Source organism: Saccharopolyspora sp. NPDC002376, from assembly GCF_053593195.1.
Map to the genome: position 1 here is coordinate 72,833 of NZ_JBSFBZ010000014.1, position 16,846 is coordinate 89,678.

Annotated in this window: 16 protein-coding genes and 1 pseudogene; 10 read left to right on the forward strand and 7 right to left on the reverse strand. The window is 68.0% G+C overall.

What is annotated here, in order from left to right; genetic code table 11:
* Positions 1-3 precede the first annotated feature (3 nt).
* The 4 genes from ACWCO2_RS12500 to ccrA form a co-directional block, all read right to left on the reverse strand.
* Positions 4-567 carry an OsmC family protein gene (locus tag ACWCO2_RS12500; protein ID WP_450127838.1) on the reverse strand — a complete coding sequence of 188 codons (564 nt, stop codon included), beginning with the start codon at positions 565-567 and terminating at the stop codon, positions 4-6.
* A gap of 46 nt (positions 568-613) precedes the next feature.
* Positions 614-1,951: an MFS transporter gene (locus tag ACWCO2_RS12505; protein WP_450127839.1), complete on the reverse strand. Its 1,338-nt coding sequence runs from the start codon at positions 1,949-1,951 to the stop codon at positions 614-616.
* A gap of 195 nt (positions 1,952-2,146) precedes the next feature.
* The gene (locus tag ACWCO2_RS12510; protein WP_450127840.1) at positions 2,147-3,043 is read right to left on the reverse strand and encodes a LysR family transcriptional regulator; all 897 of its coding nucleotides are present in this window, start codon (positions 3,041-3,043) and stop codon (positions 2,147-2,149) included.
* Positions 3,044-3,140: 97 nt separating this feature from the next.
* Positions 3,141-4,415 carry a crotonyl-CoA carboxylase/reductase gene (gene ccrA, locus ACWCO2_RS12515; protein WP_450127841.1) on the reverse strand — a complete coding sequence of 425 codons (1,275 nt, stop codon included), beginning with the start codon at positions 4,413-4,415 and terminating at the stop codon, positions 3,141-3,143.
* A 364-nt stretch (positions 4,416-4,779) separates the two neighbouring features.
* Between ccrA and ACWCO2_RS12520 the strand changes: the two genes are divergently transcribed.
* The 7 genes from ACWCO2_RS12520 to ACWCO2_RS12550 all read left to right on the forward strand — a co-directional run bounded on the left by ACWCO2_RS12520 (position 4,780) and on the right by ACWCO2_RS12550 (position 13,420).
* Entirely contained in the window at positions 4,780-6,030 is a 1,251-nt protein-coding gene (locus tag ACWCO2_RS12520) for a PucR family transcriptional regulator (RefSeq protein ID WP_450127842.1), read from the forward strand.
* A 365-nt stretch (positions 6,031-6,395) separates the two neighbouring features.
* Positions 6,396-6,650 (forward strand): DUF3311 domain-containing protein, encoded by a 255-nt coding sequence (locus ACWCO2_RS12525; RefSeq protein WP_450127843.1) that lies wholly within the window; start codon positions 6,396-6,398, stop codon positions 6,648-6,650.
* Positions 6,647-8,236 (forward strand): monocarboxylate uptake permease MctP, encoded by a 1,590-nt coding sequence (mctP, locus tag ACWCO2_RS12530; protein WP_450127844.1) that lies wholly within the window; start codon positions 6,647-6,649, stop codon positions 8,234-8,236. Before ACWCO2_RS12525 ends, mctP begins: the two co-directional genes overlap by 4 nt.
* Positions 8,237-8,265: 29 nt before the next feature.
* Positions 8,266-9,066: an enoyl-CoA hydratase/isomerase family protein gene (locus tag ACWCO2_RS12535; RefSeq protein ID WP_450127845.1), complete on the forward strand. Its 801-nt coding sequence runs from the start codon at positions 8,266-8,268 to the stop codon at positions 9,064-9,066.
* A complete protein-coding gene (locus ACWCO2_RS12540) occupies positions 9,063-11,174 on the forward strand; it encodes an acetate--CoA ligase family protein (protein ID WP_450127846.1) in 2,112 nt (703 codons plus the stop codon). The genes ACWCO2_RS12535 and ACWCO2_RS12540 overlap by 4 nt, the downstream gene beginning before the upstream one ends.
* Before the next feature lie 51 nt (positions 11,175-11,225).
* A complete protein-coding gene (locus tag ACWCO2_RS12545; protein ID WP_450127847.1) occupies positions 11,226-12,401 on the forward strand; it encodes an MFS transporter in 1,176 nt (391 codons plus the stop codon).
* A gap of 17 nt (positions 12,402-12,418) precedes the next feature.
* Positions 12,419-13,420 (forward strand): NADPH:quinone oxidoreductase family protein, encoded by a 1,002-nt coding sequence (locus tag ACWCO2_RS12550; protein WP_450127848.1) that lies wholly within the window; start codon positions 12,419-12,421, stop codon positions 13,418-13,420.
* 59 nt (positions 13,421-13,479) lie between these two features.
* On the opposite strand, the gene ACWCO2_RS12555 is transcribed toward ACWCO2_RS12550, so the two are convergent.
* Positions 13,480-14,265, reverse strand: a complete 786-nt coding sequence (locus ACWCO2_RS12555; protein ID WP_450127849.1) for an SDR family NAD(P)-dependent oxidoreductase — start codon at positions 14,263-14,265, stop codon at positions 13,480-13,482.
* Positions 14,266-14,310: 45 nt separating this feature from the next.
* Here ACWCO2_RS12555 and ACWCO2_RS12560 point away from each other — a divergent pair, with 45 nt between their 5' ends.
* Together ACWCO2_RS12560 and ACWCO2_RS12565 are read left to right on the forward strand one after the other, a co-directional pair.
* Positions 14,311-14,460: a hypothetical protein gene (locus tag ACWCO2_RS12560; RefSeq protein WP_450127850.1), complete on the forward strand. Its 150-nt coding sequence runs from the start codon at positions 14,311-14,313 to the stop codon at positions 14,458-14,460.
* Between the two features lie 119 nt (positions 14,461-14,579).
* Positions 14,580-15,335 carry an SDR family NAD(P)-dependent oxidoreductase gene (locus tag ACWCO2_RS12565; protein WP_450127851.1) on the forward strand — a complete coding sequence of 252 codons (756 nt, stop codon included), beginning with the start codon at positions 14,580-14,582 and terminating at the stop codon, positions 15,333-15,335.
* Between the two features lie 10 nt (positions 15,336-15,345).
* Here the strand turns inward: ACWCO2_RS12565 and ACWCO2_RS12570 are convergent, their stop codons facing one another.
* Positions 15,346-16,269, reverse strand: a complete 924-nt coding sequence (locus tag ACWCO2_RS12570) for an aldo/keto reductase (protein ID WP_450127852.1) — start codon at positions 16,267-16,269, stop codon at positions 15,346-15,348.
* A 76-nt stretch (positions 16,270-16,345) separates the two neighbouring features.
* Entirely contained in the window at positions 16,346-16,576 is a 231-nt protein-coding gene (locus ACWCO2_RS12575) for a hypothetical protein (RefSeq protein ID WP_450127853.1), read from the reverse strand.
* On the opposite strand from ACWCO2_RS12575, the pseudogene ACWCO2_RS12580 reads away from it, so the two are divergent.
* A pseudogene (locus ACWCO2_RS12580) lies at positions 16,557-16,814 on the forward strand (aldehyde dehydrogenase family protein); the annotation flags it as partial. The gene ACWCO2_RS12575 and the pseudogene ACWCO2_RS12580 overlap by 20 nt on opposite strands.
* Positions 16,815-16,846: the final 32 nt, after the last annotated feature.

Sequence of the window (16,846 nt, forward strand, 5' to 3'; positions counted from 1 at the left end):
GATCTATGCGAGGACGGTGGACACGCGCACCGCATTGGCGAGGGTGTCGCGGATCGGCGAGCGCTGTTGGACCGCTTCGGTGAGTTCCTGCAGGCCTTCCCGGGAGGTGTTCGGGGACTCCGCGTGCACCGTCACCCGGATCTCCTGCGCACCTGGGCGGACCGACTTGTCCAGCCCGAGGAAGCCCTGCAGGTCGAAGTCGGCCTCCATGTCCAGCCGCAGCGACGAGAGTTCGATGCCCCGGGCAGCGGCGTTGGCCGCGTAGGTCACGGCGTAGCAGCTGGCGAGGGCTTGCAGGACGTACTCCCCCGGGCTGGCCGCCGTGTCGGTGCCGAGCAGGGCGGCGGGCTCGTCGGACTCCAGCGTGTAGCGCGCGGTCCGCTCCTCGACGCGGTTCCCGGCTTGGCGGACTTCGCCGGTGGTGGCGGTCTGGCGGCAGCCGCCGGCCCAGTTCGCCCCGAGGGTGAAGGTGACCTGGGCGAGTTCGGGCTGGTCCCGGACGGCGTCGAGAGTTGCGTTCAGGGCATCGCGGTCGACGCCGTTGATGACGTTGGCGGTCTCGGTCACGAGATTCTCCTATCGGTACGCGAAAACGGTTGTCGTGCGAGGAATGTCAAGTTCGTGAAGGGGTCGGCATCGTGCTGGCCCGCTCAGCAGGACCGAGCGTGCGGCGGAACGTCTCGGGTGCGAGGTAGGCGCAGACGCCGGTGATCGCGCTGAGCACGAGGAAGTAGGCGACGACGAGCCAGGGCCGGCCGTCGTTGAGCGCCAGCAGGCTCGTTGCGATCAGCGGGGCGAAACCACCGGAGATGACGGATCCGAACTGGTAGCCCAGGGACACGCCGCTGTAGCGGACTCCGGTGGAGAACAGCTCGGTGAAGAACGCGGCCTGCGGGCCGTACATCGCGTCGTGGAAGACGTTCACGCCGACGACCATGCCGAGCGTGATGAGGAACTCGTTGCCGGTATCGGCGATCAGGAAGAACGGCGCGATGAACAGAGCGCTCGTGACGGTGCCGAACAGGTAGAGCGGGCGACGGCCCCACTTGTCGGACAAACGGGCCCACAGCGGCACCGAGACCAGGCCGATCGCCGAGGCCACGAGGACCGATTGCAGGCCGATGTTCGAGTCCTCGCCGACCGAGCGGGCGATGTAGGCGATGCCGAAGGTCGTGTAGAGGTAGTAGACGGCGTTCTGGGACAGTCGCATTCCCGCGGACAGCCACACCGCGCGGCGTTCCTTCTTGACGACGTCCACCAGCGGTCGTTCCGAGAGGGTGCTGTCCTCCTTCATCTTCGCGAAGGATTCCGGTTCGACGAGCCGGGTGCGGATGACGAAGCCGACGACGACCAGAACACCGCTCACGAGGAACGGAATGCGCCATCCCCAAGCGAGGAAGTCCTGCGGGCTGAGGGAAGTTCGCGCGATGGCGAACGCCCCCACCGCCAGCAGCATGCCGCCCGACACTCCGATCTGGGTGAAGCTGCCGTAGAGACCGCGACGGTGTGCCGGTGCGGTCTCTACCGACATGAGGGCAGCACCGCCCCATTCGGCGCCGACACCGAATCCTTGGACGAGTCGTAGCGCGACGAGCAGCAGCGGAGCTGCGACGCCGATCTGGTCGTACGTGGGCAAAGCACCGATGAGGGCTGTGCCGACCCCCATGGTGATCAGCGAGGTGACCAGCATGGCCTTGCGGCCGATGCGGTCTCCGAAGTGGCCGCCGATCAACGCGCCGAGCGGGCGCGCGAGGAATCCGACGGCGTAGGTGCCGAAGGCGGCGATGAGTCCGATCGCCGGGGTGACGTCGGGGAAGAACAGCGGGCTGAACACCAGCGCCGCAGCGGTGCCGTAGAGGAAGAAGTCGTACCACTCGATGGTGGTGCCGACGAAACTGCCGATCGCGACCATGCGCACGGAGTTGGTGCGCCGCGTCATTGCTTGCGCCATGTTGAGAACACCGTTCTGGCCACGGCCGAACCGAGTTGGCCGGCTTTCACCGTCGTGGTTTCAGAAGGAGGGTGGTGCTGGGCCGCTGACTCGCGGGTGCACCCCGAAACGTGCCTGGAACTCAGGAAATCAGCGTTGCGCGAGCTGTTCAATGAGGAAATTCCAACAGTGCTTTGCATTTCTGCACAGGCCCCGTCAGCCGCCTGCCAGGTCCAGTCCGGGACAGCTTTCGACGAAACGCTCCAGCAAGCCGGTCGTCGCGCGAACGCGAGCGAGGCGCATCAAGTTGCGCGGCACGAGCAACCAGTAGCTGTGCGGCACGGCGTGCCGGAAGCCGTCGACGCGTTCAAGGCCCGGCGTGGCGTCACCTATCCACGACGGCAGGAAAGCCAGGCCCAAACCCTGTTGTGCTGCAGAGATCTGGCCGGAGATCGTGTTGGTCTGGTACATGGGTCGCGCGGCCGGCACTGCGCGGTAGAGGGTCTCCAGCGTCGGCGTGCCCAGGGCGTCGTCGACGTACCAGATGAACGCGTCCTCGCTGATGTCGTCGGGCGATCGGATTGGTGGCCGGGCGCGCAAGAACTCCGGTGCGGCGTAGAGGCGCAGTTCGTAGTCGGCGAGCTTGACGCTGCTCACCGCCCGCGTGACCGGCCGCTCGATGGTGACGGCGAGGTCGAATTCCCGCGTGCTCAGCGAGGTGTGGCCGTTGGCGATGACCAGTTCCAGGGACAGCCCCGGAAATGCGGACCGGAACTCGCCGAGCCCGGGCCCGACCAGGAAGGTGCCGAATCCGTCGGGGACGATCAGTCGGACCGAGCCGGTGAGGTGCTGGCTGGTCTGCAAGCAGTCCTCACGAGCCGCCACTACTGCCGCTTCGACGGCTTCGGCGTGGCCGAGCAGGCGGTTGCCCGCAGTGGTGAGGCTCCAGCCCGAGGGATCTCGGTGGAACAAGCGTTGTTCCACACTGCGCTCGAGTTTGGATATGTGCCGTCCGACGGTCGCGTGGTTCAGGCCGAGGTGTTTGGCAGCCTCGGTGAGCCGGCCCCGACGTGCCACTTCCAGGAAAATGCCCAGATCATCAGCCGAGATCATGCTCTCCCCTTCGGACATCCGCCTCGTGCGGGCTTGCCGGGGTGCGGAATCAGATCACCGCGGGGCGCGGGGACGCAGCGTCCCCGCGCCCGTTCGGTCAGGCACGTCCGAGCCCGGGTTCCTTCGCTCCCAGGAGGATGGTCACGTTGCCGAACACGTCCTCGCCTCGCCCCATGGCGGCATGCGCTGCGGGGATATCGGTGAACGGGAGGGTGCGGCCCACGCAGGGGTCGATCCGGCCGTTGCGAACGAGGTCGTTGTAGGCGTAGGCCTGCTCGTCGTTGGTGCCGTGCGAGCCCTGGAGCCGCTTCTGCCGGGTCCAGTGGTAGCGGAGGTCGACCATGGCGTCGAATCCCGTGGTCCCCGCGCAGATGACGACCATGCCACCCGGCTGGCAGAGGAAGATGCTGGTGGGAATGGTGGCGCTGCCGGGGTGCTCGAAGACCAGCGCCGGGTCCTCGCGGGATCCGGCGATTTCCCACACCTTCTTGCCGAACGCGCGGGCGCCGGCCGACCACTCCTTCTGCCCGGCCTTGTCGTCGACGAGCGGCGGCACGCCCCAGTGGCCGAAATCGCGGCGGTTGATGTAGCCGATCGCGCCGCACTTCATCGCGTAGGCACCGCGCTCGTCATCGGAGACGACGGCGATCGCGCGACCTCCGGCGGCCTTGACCAGTTGCGAGGCCTGGGTGCCGAGCCCGCCGGAACCGCCCCAGACCAGCACGAGGTCGCCTTCCTGCACGGTGTTCCCCGCCCAGCCGTGCAGCATTCGGTACGCGGTCGTGCCCACGAGCGTGGGGGCTGCCGCCTCTTCCCAGGACAGGTGCTCGGCTTTCGGCATGACCTGGTGGGCTTGCGCCCGGGCGAACTGCCCGAAGGCGCCGTAGTTGGTGTCGTAGCCCCAGATCTTCGCGCTCGGCGCGATCATCGGGTCCTTGCCGCTGGCGATCCACGGGTCGTCGGCGTCCCAGACGCCGGGGTGGACGACCACGTGCTGGCCGACCTCGACGTTGGTGACGTCGTCGCCGACGGCGTAGACGATGCCCGCCGCGTCGGAGCCCCCGATGTGGAAGTCCTCCGGTTCGCCGCGCTTCTGCCGGACGGCGACCTGGTCGACCGGATATCCGCGGGCGGCCCACACGTTGTTGTAGTTGATCCCGGCGGCCATGACCGCGATCAGGACCTCGTCCGGGCCGATGCGCGGGGTGTCGACCAGCTCGGGCCGGAAGGCCTCGGCCGGGTCGCCGTAGCGGCTCTGCCGGACGACCTGAGCGTGCATCTTGGGCGGTACGACGCCGACCGGCGGCAACTCGCCGATCGGTCGCGGTTCCGCGCCGGGAGTGACGACGGTGCGACGCTCGTCAATGCCCATCGAATTCTCCTTGTTCCGAATGCGTGATGTCCGGACGGGACGTCCTTGCGAATCCCCGCTCGCCAACCCCTGCGGCGACGGTGGGAGCGGTTGGCGTGCTTGTCGTGGAAAGCGGCCATGTCGTCGTTCTCGGCTTCAGGGCGAACACGGCGTGGAAGATCCGCCGCTCGAAGCTCGGCCGGGAGAACCCGGCAACCGACTCGGACGTTAGAGCCGTGGCGTAACCCACGTCATGAGAAAGACCGAGAAGTTTCCGCCGAAGTTCTCTCGTTCTGTACGAGACCGCGTCGCCTCTCGCGTGGCAGACTGGCTGCGCATTCCGGCGACCACCGGGGCTGCCGGAGCCGTCCCGCGGGGTGTGATCATGACCGTTGAGCAGCGCAACGCCCCGGATGCCCACACCGAGCGTCGGCGCGGTGTACTGCAGCAGGTCCACGCGCGGCGTCACGAGCTGGCGAGCAACCTGGTCGAGGAGTACCGCATCGCCATCTCCGACTACCGGGAGCTGCCGGAGTCGGTCCTGATCCGCGACGTCACCGAGGCCGCGGTCCACAACATCGAGTACCTCGTCGAGACCTTCCAGACCGGCTTCGACATCTCCGAGCACGACAACGAGTGGATCGGGCGCTCCGCGGCCCGCCGCGTCCACCAGCACGTCAGCCTGCCGTCCCTGCTGCGGACATACCGGCTGTGGGGGAAGCACATCTGGCGCACGATCGCCGAGCTCGCCGGTGAGGACGAGATCGGCAGGCAGCTCGCCATCGAAGCCGCCGACGCGATGATGAGCTACCTCGACAGCGTCTCGTTCAGCCTCACCCAGGCCTACGTGCGGGAATCCACGACGGCCGCGATCGACGGTCAAGCTCTGCGCACCGACGTGCTGGAGACCCTGCTGACCGGTGACCCGGTCAACGAACGAGCTCGCCGGCAGAAAGCAGTGCTCGCGATGACGCTGCGCGGGGCGGTCCTGGTGGTCGTCGTGCAGGTCCCCCAGCGCGACGATCCGCTCACCGGGTTGCAAGCCGCCGTTCGCGCCGCCCGCAACCAACTCTCGCCGCTGTGCAGCACTTTCCTCGTCGGCGCTCGTGACACCGAAGTCGTCGCCATCTGCGCTTTGGACCACGCCGACGAGGAATCGCGGATCGGGGAAGCGGGCCACGAGATCGCCGCATCCGTGCGCGACTGGACCGTGGGGCTCGGCCGGATCACCGAGGGCATCGCCGGGGTCCAGCAGTCCTATTCTGAGGCCCGCGAGGCCGCTGATCTGGGCTTCTCCATCCACCAGCCCGGTCGAGCCGTTCGCTTCGCCGATGTGCTGCTGGACCAGATCCTGCGCGCGACCACGCACGCCGACGCCCTGCTCGAGGAAACGGTCCGGCCGCTGGTCGACTACGACCGGCGCAAGAACGCCGACCTCCTGGCGACGCTGCGCGCCTACGTCAACGCCAACTTCAACCTGACCAAGGCCGCTGCCGAGCTCACCGTCAACCCCAACACCGTCGTCTACCGGCTCCGCCGCATCCACGCGCTGACCCGGCGCGATCCGTCGACCACCGACGACCTCCTCCTGCTCGCCCTCGGCCTGCGCCTGTTCGATTCAGCCCCGCCAGCCTGAGAACCTGTTTCGAACTCGTTTTGCATGGCGGTGCGGGTGGCGGAACCTCAGCGTCCGCCTGGTCTGCGGGTGCCCCACTTGATGTATGCCAATACGCGGCGGCTGAGCACAGCAAAGACAAAGATCAAAAACAAGCGCCGAGACGCGCAGTTGTAGATTCCGAGAACCGATCGCGCGGAACTTCTCGATTCGTCGCATGACGTGGATTACGCCGCCACCTTAACGTTTCGGCACACGTTCAGCCCGCATCCCTGCCGAGCCAGGTCGATCCCCAGGTTCCACGAGGCTTGATCACGCACAGGCCGCAGGCGCGCAAGCGGCCCGCTTCCCCCCAGGCAACCACCCAGACTCGAAGGAGAGTCCCGATGGGCGATGCATCCGGTCCGTCGCAGGCCAAAACCGCCCGTGCGCTGCGAATCGTCCTGAGCGGCATGCTGATCCTCGTTCCGGTGGCGCTGGCACTGGCCGTACCGCTCTACCAGCGAACCAGCCCCACGCTCATCGGCATTCCCTTCTTCTACTGGTTCCAGATGGCGATGGCGGTGCTGGCTGCCATGGGAACGAGCACCGTGTTCCGCCTGCTGTTCACCGGCGACGACGATGGTGAGGACAGAGCATGAGCTTCAACGCCGTCACCTTCGCGGTCTTCCTGGCCCTCTTGGTCCTGATCACCGGGATGGGATTCGTCGCCAGTCGATGGCGCAAAGCCTCGGATGCCAACAACCTCGACGAGTGGGCGCTGGGCGGACGCACCTTCGGTCCCTTCATCACCTGGTTCCTGCTCGGCGGAGACCTCTACAGCGCCTACACCCTCATCGCCGTGCCTGCCGCGCTCTACAGCATGGGTGCCTTCGGCTTCTACGCCGTGCCGAACGCGATCGTGCTCTACGCCCTCGGGTTCCTGTTCCTGCCGAAACTGGTGTCGCTGTCCCACAAGAAGGGCTATGTCACGCTCACCGACTTCGTCAACGACAGGTTCGGGTCGAAGTCGCTCAGCCTCGCAATCACCCTCACCGGCCTGCTGGCCACGCTCCCGTACCTCGCGCTGCAGCTCGTCGGTCTCGAGGTCATCTTCGGCTCGCTCGGCATCGGTGGTTCGGCGGCCAGCAACTGGCTGATGCGCGATCTCCCGCTGCTGATCGCCTTCGGCGTGCTGGCGGCTTACACCTACTCCTCCGGTTTGCGGGCTCCGGCGCTCATCGCCTTCGTCAAGGACGGCCTGACCTACCTCGTCGTGATCGTCGCCGTGATCTACATCCCGATCAAACTCGGTGGTTTCGACAACATCTTCCACAGCGCTTCGCAAGCGCTCGCAACCAAATCCACGACGCCGTCGAACGCCGATCCAGCGGTCGCGGTCAACCCGAACGTCTACATGACGCTCGCGCTCGGCTCGGGCATGGCGTTCTTCCTCTACCCGCACGCCATCACCGGCGTGTTCGCTTCCCGAGGCGCCAAGACCGTGCGCCGCAACATGTCGGTCCTGCCGATCTACACTGTTCTGCTGGGCTTCGTCGGTCTGCTCGGGCTCATGGCGCTCGCCGTCGGGATCAAGCCGCAAGGCGGCAACCCGCAGTACGTCGTGCCGCAACTGCTGTCGGAGTTCTTCCCGCCCTGGTTCGTCGGCGTCGCTTTCGCCGCGATCGCCATGAGCGCGCTGGTACCGGCGGCCATCATGGCCATCGCGGCCGGGAACCTGGTCAGCCGCAACCTCTACCGCCAGTTCGCCCGCGGAGCGGTCAGCACCCAGTCGGAAACCCTGGTTTCCAAGGTCGTCTCGGTGCTGGTCAAGGTCGGCGCCCTGGTCTTCGTGCTCACCCTCGACACGACGTTCGCGCTCAACTTCCAGCTCCTCGGCGGCATTTGGATCCTGCAGACGCTCCCGACCGTGCTGTTCGGGCTGTTCACCAAGCGCTTCGCCGACCGGCGCGCACTGCTCGCGGGTCTGCTGGTCTCGGTGGTTTACGGCACCTGGGCCGCCTACGAGGTCAAGACCGACACCGGCTCGCCGTTCGGCGGCTCGACGGCAGTCCCCTTCTTCCTGTCCAGCCCAATCTACATCGCGATCTCCGCGCTCGTGATCAACCTCGCCGTCGTCGTGGTCGGCAGCCTGCTCGCCCACCTGCTCAGGCCTGCTCGTCGCGAGGACGACACCCGCATCACCGTGCCCTCCGCAGCTGAGGCGGTCGGCTCGCAGCACAACTGAGCCGCTCCGCACGACCAGACAGGAGCCCCATGCCACCCGGAATCCGCGTGTCCGACAAGGGCGCGATCCGCGTCCTGACCATCGACAACGCAGGCAAGCGCAACGCCTTCACCGGCCCCATGACGACGACACTGCTGCACGAGCTCGACCGGGCCGACGCCGACCCCGCAGTGCGGGCGATCGTGGTGACCGGCACCGGCGGATGCTTCTCCTCCGGCCACGACCTGCAGGAAGTGCTGGACAACCCGGAGATCGCGGGCGATCCCGTCGCCAATGCGGCATTCACCCGGCCGTCGGAGATCCTCACGCCGGTCATCGGCGCGATCGACGGCCCGGCCTACGCCGCCGGTTTCATCCTCGCGCTCAACTGCGACCTGCGCGTTGCCTCACGCGGCGCGCGGTTCTGCGGCGTCGGAGCGGCCATCGGGCTCGTACCGGTCGGTGGCCAGCTGAGCCGACTGCTGGACCTCGTCGGCTACCCCGTTGCCTACCGCTGGCTCTCCACCGCCGCGCCGTTCGGCGCTGAAGAGGCCAGTCGGCACGGGTTCGTGACCGAGATCCACGACGAAGCCTTCGAAGGCGCTCTCGCACTGGCCGAATCGATCGCGTCGGTCTCCCCCGCGGTCGTCGCTGCGGTCAAAGCCGGTCTCCTGCACAGCCTTCGCCACGGCAGCGATGCCGGTCGGGCGGCCGAACCGCAGTTGGCCGCCCTGGTCCAGTCGCTTCCGGACGGCGACGAGGGCGTCCGCTCCTTCCTGGAACGACGACCGCCCACCTATCCCGATCACCCCGAGGAACTCCACGACAGGATTGCCGAGGTACTTGCGTGACTGCCACCGAACTACCCACCGACGTCGACCTGCGCCTGCGCGAAGACACGATCCGAGATCTCGCCATTCGCCACGGAATTCCGGCCAATCCCGTCACGTTCGCCGGGACTCCCGAGGCCGCTGCCGCGGTCGCGATGAGCACCGGGCGCCCCGTCGCGGTGAAGCTCGTCGCCGACGGCGTCGTCCACAAGAGCAAGGCCGGCGGGGTCCTGCTCGACGTCGCGCCTGATCAGGTTGCCACGGCTGTGGAGACCCTGTTCGCCGAACAGCGAGCTCGCGGAGTCGAGGTTCGCGGGGTGACGGTGGAGCCGATGGTCGACCCGGGGCTCGAAGTCGTCGTCGGGGCGCTGCACGATCCAGGATTCGGTCCCATCGTCATGGTCGGGGCCGGCGGTGTCGACGTCGAGGCACTGGGTGACGTCGCGTTCGCGCAGGCGCCCATCACCGCTGACGGAGCTCTGCGGCTCATCGACCGCACCAGGATCGGGGCGATTCTGCGCCGCAGGTTCCCCGCGCAGCACGCCCAGCTCGCCGATCTCCTGGTTCGCGTTGCCGGGGCTGACGGACTCCTGCTGTCCGAACCTGTCGACCAGATCGACCTCAACCCGATCGTCGTCGGGCCCGACTCGATCGTCGCCGTCGACGCCCGCGCCGTGGCACGCGCCGATGACGTCGCGGTCGACCTCGACCTCCCGGATCCCGGCGAGAGCTACGAGCAGCTCCGACCGGCGATCTACCCCGAATCGATCGCCGTCCTCGGTGCCTCGGCCGACCCGACCAAGATGGGGCACCGCGCCGTCCGCACCGCCGTTGACCAGGGTTTCGCCGGATCCATGCACCCGGTCAGCCGCTCCGCCACCGAGATCCTCGGCCACCCGGCTGTGCGCGCGATCGGCGAGCTGCCCGAGAACATCGACCGCGCTGTCGTGGCCCTGCCAGCAGCCGCAGTCCCGCAGGCCTTGCGCGACCTCGCCGACCGCGGCACCAGAACCGCGCACGTGCTGACCGCGGACACCAGCGACCTCGCCGAGGCCGTGGCCGGTACCTCGATGCGCGTCCTCGGACCCAACTGCATCGGCCACTACACACCGCACTCGAAGCTGACGATGATCGGTCGCGACGCCTCCTCGGACGAGAAGGGCTCCATCGCGGTGATCTCCCAGTCCGGCACATACGCCGGTGATGTGGTGCGCCGCGGCAACGAACTCGGCCTGCGGTTCAGCTTCGCCAGCTCGGTCGGCAACTGCGACGACGTCTCCCCCTCCGAGCTGCTGGCGTTCTGCGAAGCCGACCCCAACACCGAGGTCGCCGCGTTCTACCTCGAAACCGACAGCGACGCGCGGAGATTCTTCGCGCTCGCCTCCACCATGACCACCCCGGTGGTGCTGTTCAAGGGCGGGCGAAGTGCCGCGGGCGGGGCAGCTGCGGCTTCGCACACCGGCGCCCTGGCCAGCGATCCGCAGTTGCTGCGGGACGCCGCCGACGAAGCCGGCGTGGTTCTCGTCAACAGCCTCGACGAGCTGCTCGACACCCTTCTCGTCGCCCAGCACGCCAGCGAGTTCACCGGCAACGGGCTCGGCCTGGTGGGCACCGGGGGCGGTGTCGCCGTCGTGGGCGCCGACACCGCCTACGAGAATGGTCTCGTCGTGCCGCACTTCGCCGAGGCGACGGACCGGGCGCTGGCCCCCTACGACGCACCGGGGAGCAGCCTGAACAATCCGATCGACATCCCGACCTGGTCGATGTTCGACGACAGCGGCAGCTTCATGGGTGCGCTGGTCGAGGCCGTTGCCGCCGATCCTGCGGTCGACTGCGTCTGCGCCTACACCGACATGGGCACGGTCTACGACATGAAGGCCCCGGCCGAGGCAGCTCAGATCCTCACGACGATGACCGAGGACATCGTCACCGCTGATCGAGGGAACGTCCCGGCAGTCCTCGTGCTGCGCAGCAGCTACAGCGCAGAGCAGGACGAGCTGGTCCGGGTCCTGCGCAGCGTGGCGAGCGCGCACGGTGTCCCGGTGCTGGAGTCGGTGGACCGGGTGATCGCCGCGTTCGGCCGGGTTCGCGCCCTGAACCTGCACCGCGGGCGCAAGTCGGAGAGCTGACACGTGAGGGTCCTGACCACGTCGCCCACCGCCGGGAATCGTCCTGCCGCGATGGCACTGGGCCTGATCGCCCTGGCCACGCTGCTGTCGATGAGCGTCTGGTTCTCCGCGTCGTTCGTCGTTCCACAACTGCAGCAGCTGTGGAACCTCACGAGCGGGCAGAGCTCGCTGCTGACGATCGCGGTGCAGCTGGGTTTCGTGCTCGGGGCCCTCACCCTCGCCGCAACCGGCCTCGCCGATGCCGTGCCAGGCCGTCGGCTGATGTGCATAGGTGCGCTCGGCGCCGCTGTTGTCAACCTGGGCCTGCTCTGGGCTCCCGGTTTCGCAGTGGCGCTGCTGCTGCGCATGCTCACTGGAGCCTTCCTCGCCGCCGTCTATCCCCCGGCGCTCAAGGAAGTGTCGTCGTGGTTCCAGCGCGGCCGCGGCACCGCGCTGGGAGTCATGATCGGGGCGCTCACGCTGGGCTCCGCCGCACCCCAGCTGGTCAAGGCCGCCGGTGGTCTCGGCTGGCAGCTCGTGATCGTCGCGACCTCCGTGCTCACCGCGGCAGGCGGGTTGACCACGCTGCTCATCCGCGGTTCGGGACCGTTCCCCTTCCCCAAGTCGGTGTTCAACCTCAAGTCCGCGCTGCGGGCCGGTCGGAGCCGACGAGTTCTGCTCGCCAACATCGGCTACGCGGGCCACATGTGGGAGCTCTACGCTATGTGGGCCTGGGTCGGGACATTCCTCGCCGGCCTCGACGGATTCGCCGGCTCAGCGAAGGGCGCCCAGAACGCCGCGTTCGCCGCGTTCGTCTGCATCGGGGTAGGGGCCATCGGCTGCCTCGTCGGCGGCCGTATCAGCGACCGCTTCGGCCGAGCCCAGTCCGCGCTGATCAGCCTGGTCTGCTCAGGCGGAGCCGCCGTCGTGCTCGCGTTCATCCACTCACTGCCGTTGCCGCTGGTCGTCGCCGTGTGCGCGTTCTGGGGGTTCTGGGTGATCGCGGACTCCGCCCAGTTCTCCGCGATGGTCACCGAGAACGCCGACCAGCGCTACGTCTGCAGCGCCGTCTCGTTCCAGCTGGCCATCGGGTACGTGACCACCGCGGCGACCATCTACCTCGTCCCCGTCCTCGCCGAGAACGCATCCTGGACGGCAGCTCTGCTCGTGCTCGCACTCGGACCAGCAGTCGGAATCGGTGCCCTGCTCACCTATCTCACTCGGCCTGACAGTGACGTCGACCGATGATCATCCGGAGGAGAAGAATGGCGGACCACGCAACGATGCGCGCGTGGCAGGTCACCGAGCTGGGCGAACCGGCGCAGGTCCTGGCCACCGCGGAGGTTCCTGCACCGGAACCCGGTCCCGGCCAGGTCCGGGTCCGTGTGACGGCGGCCGCGTGCAACTTCGCCGACGTGCTGCTGTGCCGGGGCAAGTACCAAGCGAAACCCGAACTTCCGTTCACGCCGGGCGTGGAGTTGTGCGGGGTCGTCGACCGAGTCGGGCCTGGATCTTCGTCGGAGCTGCTGCACCGTCGCGTCGTCGGCCGACCGGTCCTGCCGCACGGCGGATTCGCTGAATTCGCCTTGCTGGAAGCACATTCGTCGTTCGCCGTGCCCTCGGACCTCGACGACGTCACGGCCGCAGCCCTGCACCTGACCTACCTGACGCCATGGCTCGGCCTGCACCGCCGTGCCCAACTCCAACCGGGAGAAGTGCTGGTCGTCACCGGCGCGGCTGGTGGAGTCGGCACAGCAGCCGTGCAGCTCGGGGTGGCAGCGGGTGCGCAGGTCATCGCGATCGTGTCCGATGCGCGCAAAGCGGCGACCGTGCGCGAGCTCGGCGCCACCAACGTCATCGACCGCAGCAGCACGGACGTGATCGAAGCGGTCCGCGAGATCACCGACGGGCACGGCGCCGACGTGGTCTTCGAATCAGTGGGCGGCGAGGCGTACCGACAGGCGACGAAGTACATCGCCTTCGAAGGCCGCATCCTGCTGATCGGCTTCGCCAGCGGCACGATCCCGCAACCGCGCCTCGACCACGCCTTCGTCAAGAACTACAGCGTTCTCGGCCTGCACTGGTCGCTCTACCTGGAGCACCAACCCGAACTGGTCCGGGCGGCCCAGGACGACCTCTTCGAGCTGGCGCTGGAAAAACGAATCAACCCGCTGGCCCGGAAGTCCTCTGTGGACAACATGCCGCAAGCCCTCGAGGAGCTCGCCAGCAATCGTGCCCTGGGAAAAACCGTCCTGACCAGCGGGTGATTCACCCCAGTCTCATGCGCTGGGGAATTCCGGGGTCTATGCGTCGTGCGCGAGCGACATCAGAAGTGCGTCCCGCCGTCGATGCGGACCTCGGTGCCCGTGATGAACTTGCCGTCCTCGGAGCCGAGCATGGCCACCACCGACGCGACGGTCTCCGGACCGGCGAAGCCGTTCCCGATGGCCGGGCCCAGCTTCGCGAACAGGGACATGTCGGCGTCCTCGGGCAGGCCCGGGCCCACGCTCGACCGGCTGGCGCCGCTGCCGTCGGTCATGCCCGACGAGATGGAGCCGGGCTGCACCGCGGTGAAGCGGATGCCGCGCTTGGCGTACTCGCTGGCGAGGGCGTGCGTCATGGACTGGATGCCGCCCTTGCTCGCCGCGTAGGCCGCCATGTAGGGGTGCGCGAAGACCGCCGAGGTGGAGCTGAAGTTGACCACGGAGGAGCCGTTGCCCTCCAGCAGCGCCGGGATGGCTTCGCGGATCACCAGGAAGGTGCCCACCAGGTTCACCGAGAGGATCTTGTTGAAGTCCGCGAGGGTCACCTCGTGGCTGTGCGCGGAACGCAGGATCCCGGCCGCGTTGACCAGGACGTCGAGGCCGCCGAGCGCGGAGACCGCCTTGGCGACGACGTCCTTGACCGACTCCTCGTCGGAGACGTCGAACACGAGCGCGGTGAGCCGGTCGGCGTCCGCACCGGCCTTCTTCACGGTGTCCGCCAGGCCCTGCTCGCTGATGTCCGCCGCCACGACGCTGCCGCCTTCAGCCAGCACGCGGAGCACGGTCGCCTGACCGATGCCCGAGCCAGCCCCGGTGATGAGTGCGCGCCGACCTTCGTAACGGTTCACGTCTCACTCCACGTCCTCGTCGACTTCGCTGCGTAAGTACACGATATGCCTTTGTGGCATGATGTGCCACCGCCACTGCCCTCGACGAAACCGACGGTCGCGGCGGGCGACCACGACATCGTCGTCGGACGCCTCCTCGAAGTGGAGCGACTGGCGGAGCACCGGCCGATGATCTTCTTCTGCAACGACTTCTGATACCTAGCAAGCGCTTGGTGCTGTGGGGCCATACACCCCGGCAACCGGCGGAGCGAGACCGTTTCCGGTCAGTGGACCGGAACACCAGTCGCAGCAACAGCTTTCGGGGAAGGACGACCATGGAGGACTTCCAGGACAAACCCGGCGTCGCGGTGGTCACCGGCGGTACCGGCGGTCTCGGCAGCGCGATCTGCCGGATGCTCTCCGAACGCGGCTCCCAGATCGCGCTGACCTACCGCAGCGACCGACGAGCAGCCGAAAGCCTGGTCGGAGAGCTTGGCGCGGTGGCGGACAAGCTCGACCTCACCGACGCCGAGCAGTGCCAGACCTACGTGAACGGTGTCGTCGAGCGCTTCGGCGCGATCCACACCCTCGTGCACGCGGCCGGTCCCCTGGTTCGGCAGGTCCACCTCTCCAGGGTCGAACCCGCCGACTTCGCCGAACACCTCACCGCCGAAGCCGAAGCGTTCTTCAACCTCGTGCACGCCGCGCTCCCCGCACTGCGCGCCAGCAGAGGTTCGATCGTCGCGATCACCACTGCGGCCACCCACCGCTACCCGGTCCGCGACGGCCTGTCCGCAGGGCCGAAGGGCGCCGTCGAAGCGACAGCTCGAGCACTCGCTGCCGAGGAAGGCCGGTTCGGCGTCCGCGTGAACTGCGTCGGCCCCGGCATGCTGACCGACGGCATGGCCGCCGACCTGATGGCCAACGGCGACCTGAACGAACGCGCGCTGGAAGTGACCAAGCGCAACATCCCACTGCGCACCTTCGGCAGCGCGGTGGACATCGCCGAAGCCGCCTGCTTCCTCGCCTCGGACCGGGCGAAGTTCATCACCGGCCAGAAACTCGACGTGGACGGCGGCTTCGGCGTCTGACCACTGCCGATCAGGGCAGGGCGGTGAGGTCCGCCGAGGTCAACGTCCAGTTCGCGGCGGCGGCGTTCGCACGCACCTGGTCCGGCGTGGTGGCGCCCGTGATCACCGACGCGACACCGTCCTGCGCGGCCAGCCACGCCACGGCCAGCTCGAGGATCGAGTGCCCGCGCTCCTCGGCGAACGCGGTCAGCGCCTCGACCCGGTCGAAGCTCTCGTCGTTCACGAACCTGTCGGCGAAGTACGACATCGCGTCGAACCGCGAGCCCGCCGGGAAGCTGCTGCCCCGGCGGTACTTGCCGGTGAGCATCCCGGACGCCAGCGGGAAGTACGGGACCACGCCCAGCCCGTTGTCCCGCGCCGCAGGAACGATGCTCTGCTCGACCTCGCGCGAGAGCAGGTTCCACTCGATCTGGGTGCCGCAGAAGCGGGGCAACGAGCGCTCAGCGGACACGTTCGCCGCCGTCGCGATCCGCTCCGCGCTGACGTTGGACGAGGCGACGTGGAGCACCTTGCCCTGCTTGACGAGCTCGTCGAGCGTCTCCAACACCTCGTCGACCGGCGCCTCCGGGTCGGGGTAGTGCTGGTAGTACAGGTCGATCCGGTCGGTGCCGAGCCGACGCAAGCTCCCTTCGCAGGCGTCGAGGATGCGCTTGCGCAGCGCCCCGGGCGTGTAAGGCTCGTCCTTGGGGCGAGGCAGGAACTTCGTGGCGATCACGACCTCGTCGCGTCGCGCACCCAGCGCGGCCCCGATGTACTCCTCGGAGCGCCCCTCGCCGTACATCTCCGCGGTGTCGAGGTGGGTGATACCCGCGTCCAGGGCCGCTCCGATCACCTCGGCGCTGGCCTGCTGGTCCAGCTTCATACCGAAGTTGTTGCAGCCCAGGCCCACCACCGACAGCGCCGGGCCATCACCACCGAGTCGTCGGGTTTCCACCGAAAGCCTCCTAGTAGTCCGCCGGAACGGGTCCGACCGCGAGAATACGGCGGACCCGCTCATGTCGTCGGCCTCGTCAGTTCGACACCGGAGTGCGCGTCTTGACCTCCGCAGCCAGGTCACGACCGCCGGTTTCGCTGGTCCACCAGATGGCCAGCAGCGTCACAAGGCCGCAGGCACCGGCCAGCACGGCCAGCGGAGTGCTCGACGGGGAGCCCGAGACGGCGAACAGCGGCGTGAAGCCGCCACCGATGAGCGCGCCCATCTGGTAGCCGAGCGAAACGCCGGTGCTGGACGGACTGAGCAACGACGCGCGCACGTGCCAGGAAGAGATCTTCGGCCCGGTAGGCGTCGTGCTGCCCTACCGCGACGAGGACGAATTGATCGCGCAGGCCAACGACACGATCTTCGGCCTGGCCTGCGCGATCTGGACCCGCGACTACCGGCGGGCCTGGCGAGTGGCCCGGCGCATCGACGCGGGCACCGTGTGGATCAACACCTACAAGCAGTTCAGCATCACCACGCCGTTCAGCGGGATGAAGGCCAGCGGCGTCGGCACCGACAAGGACCGCGACGC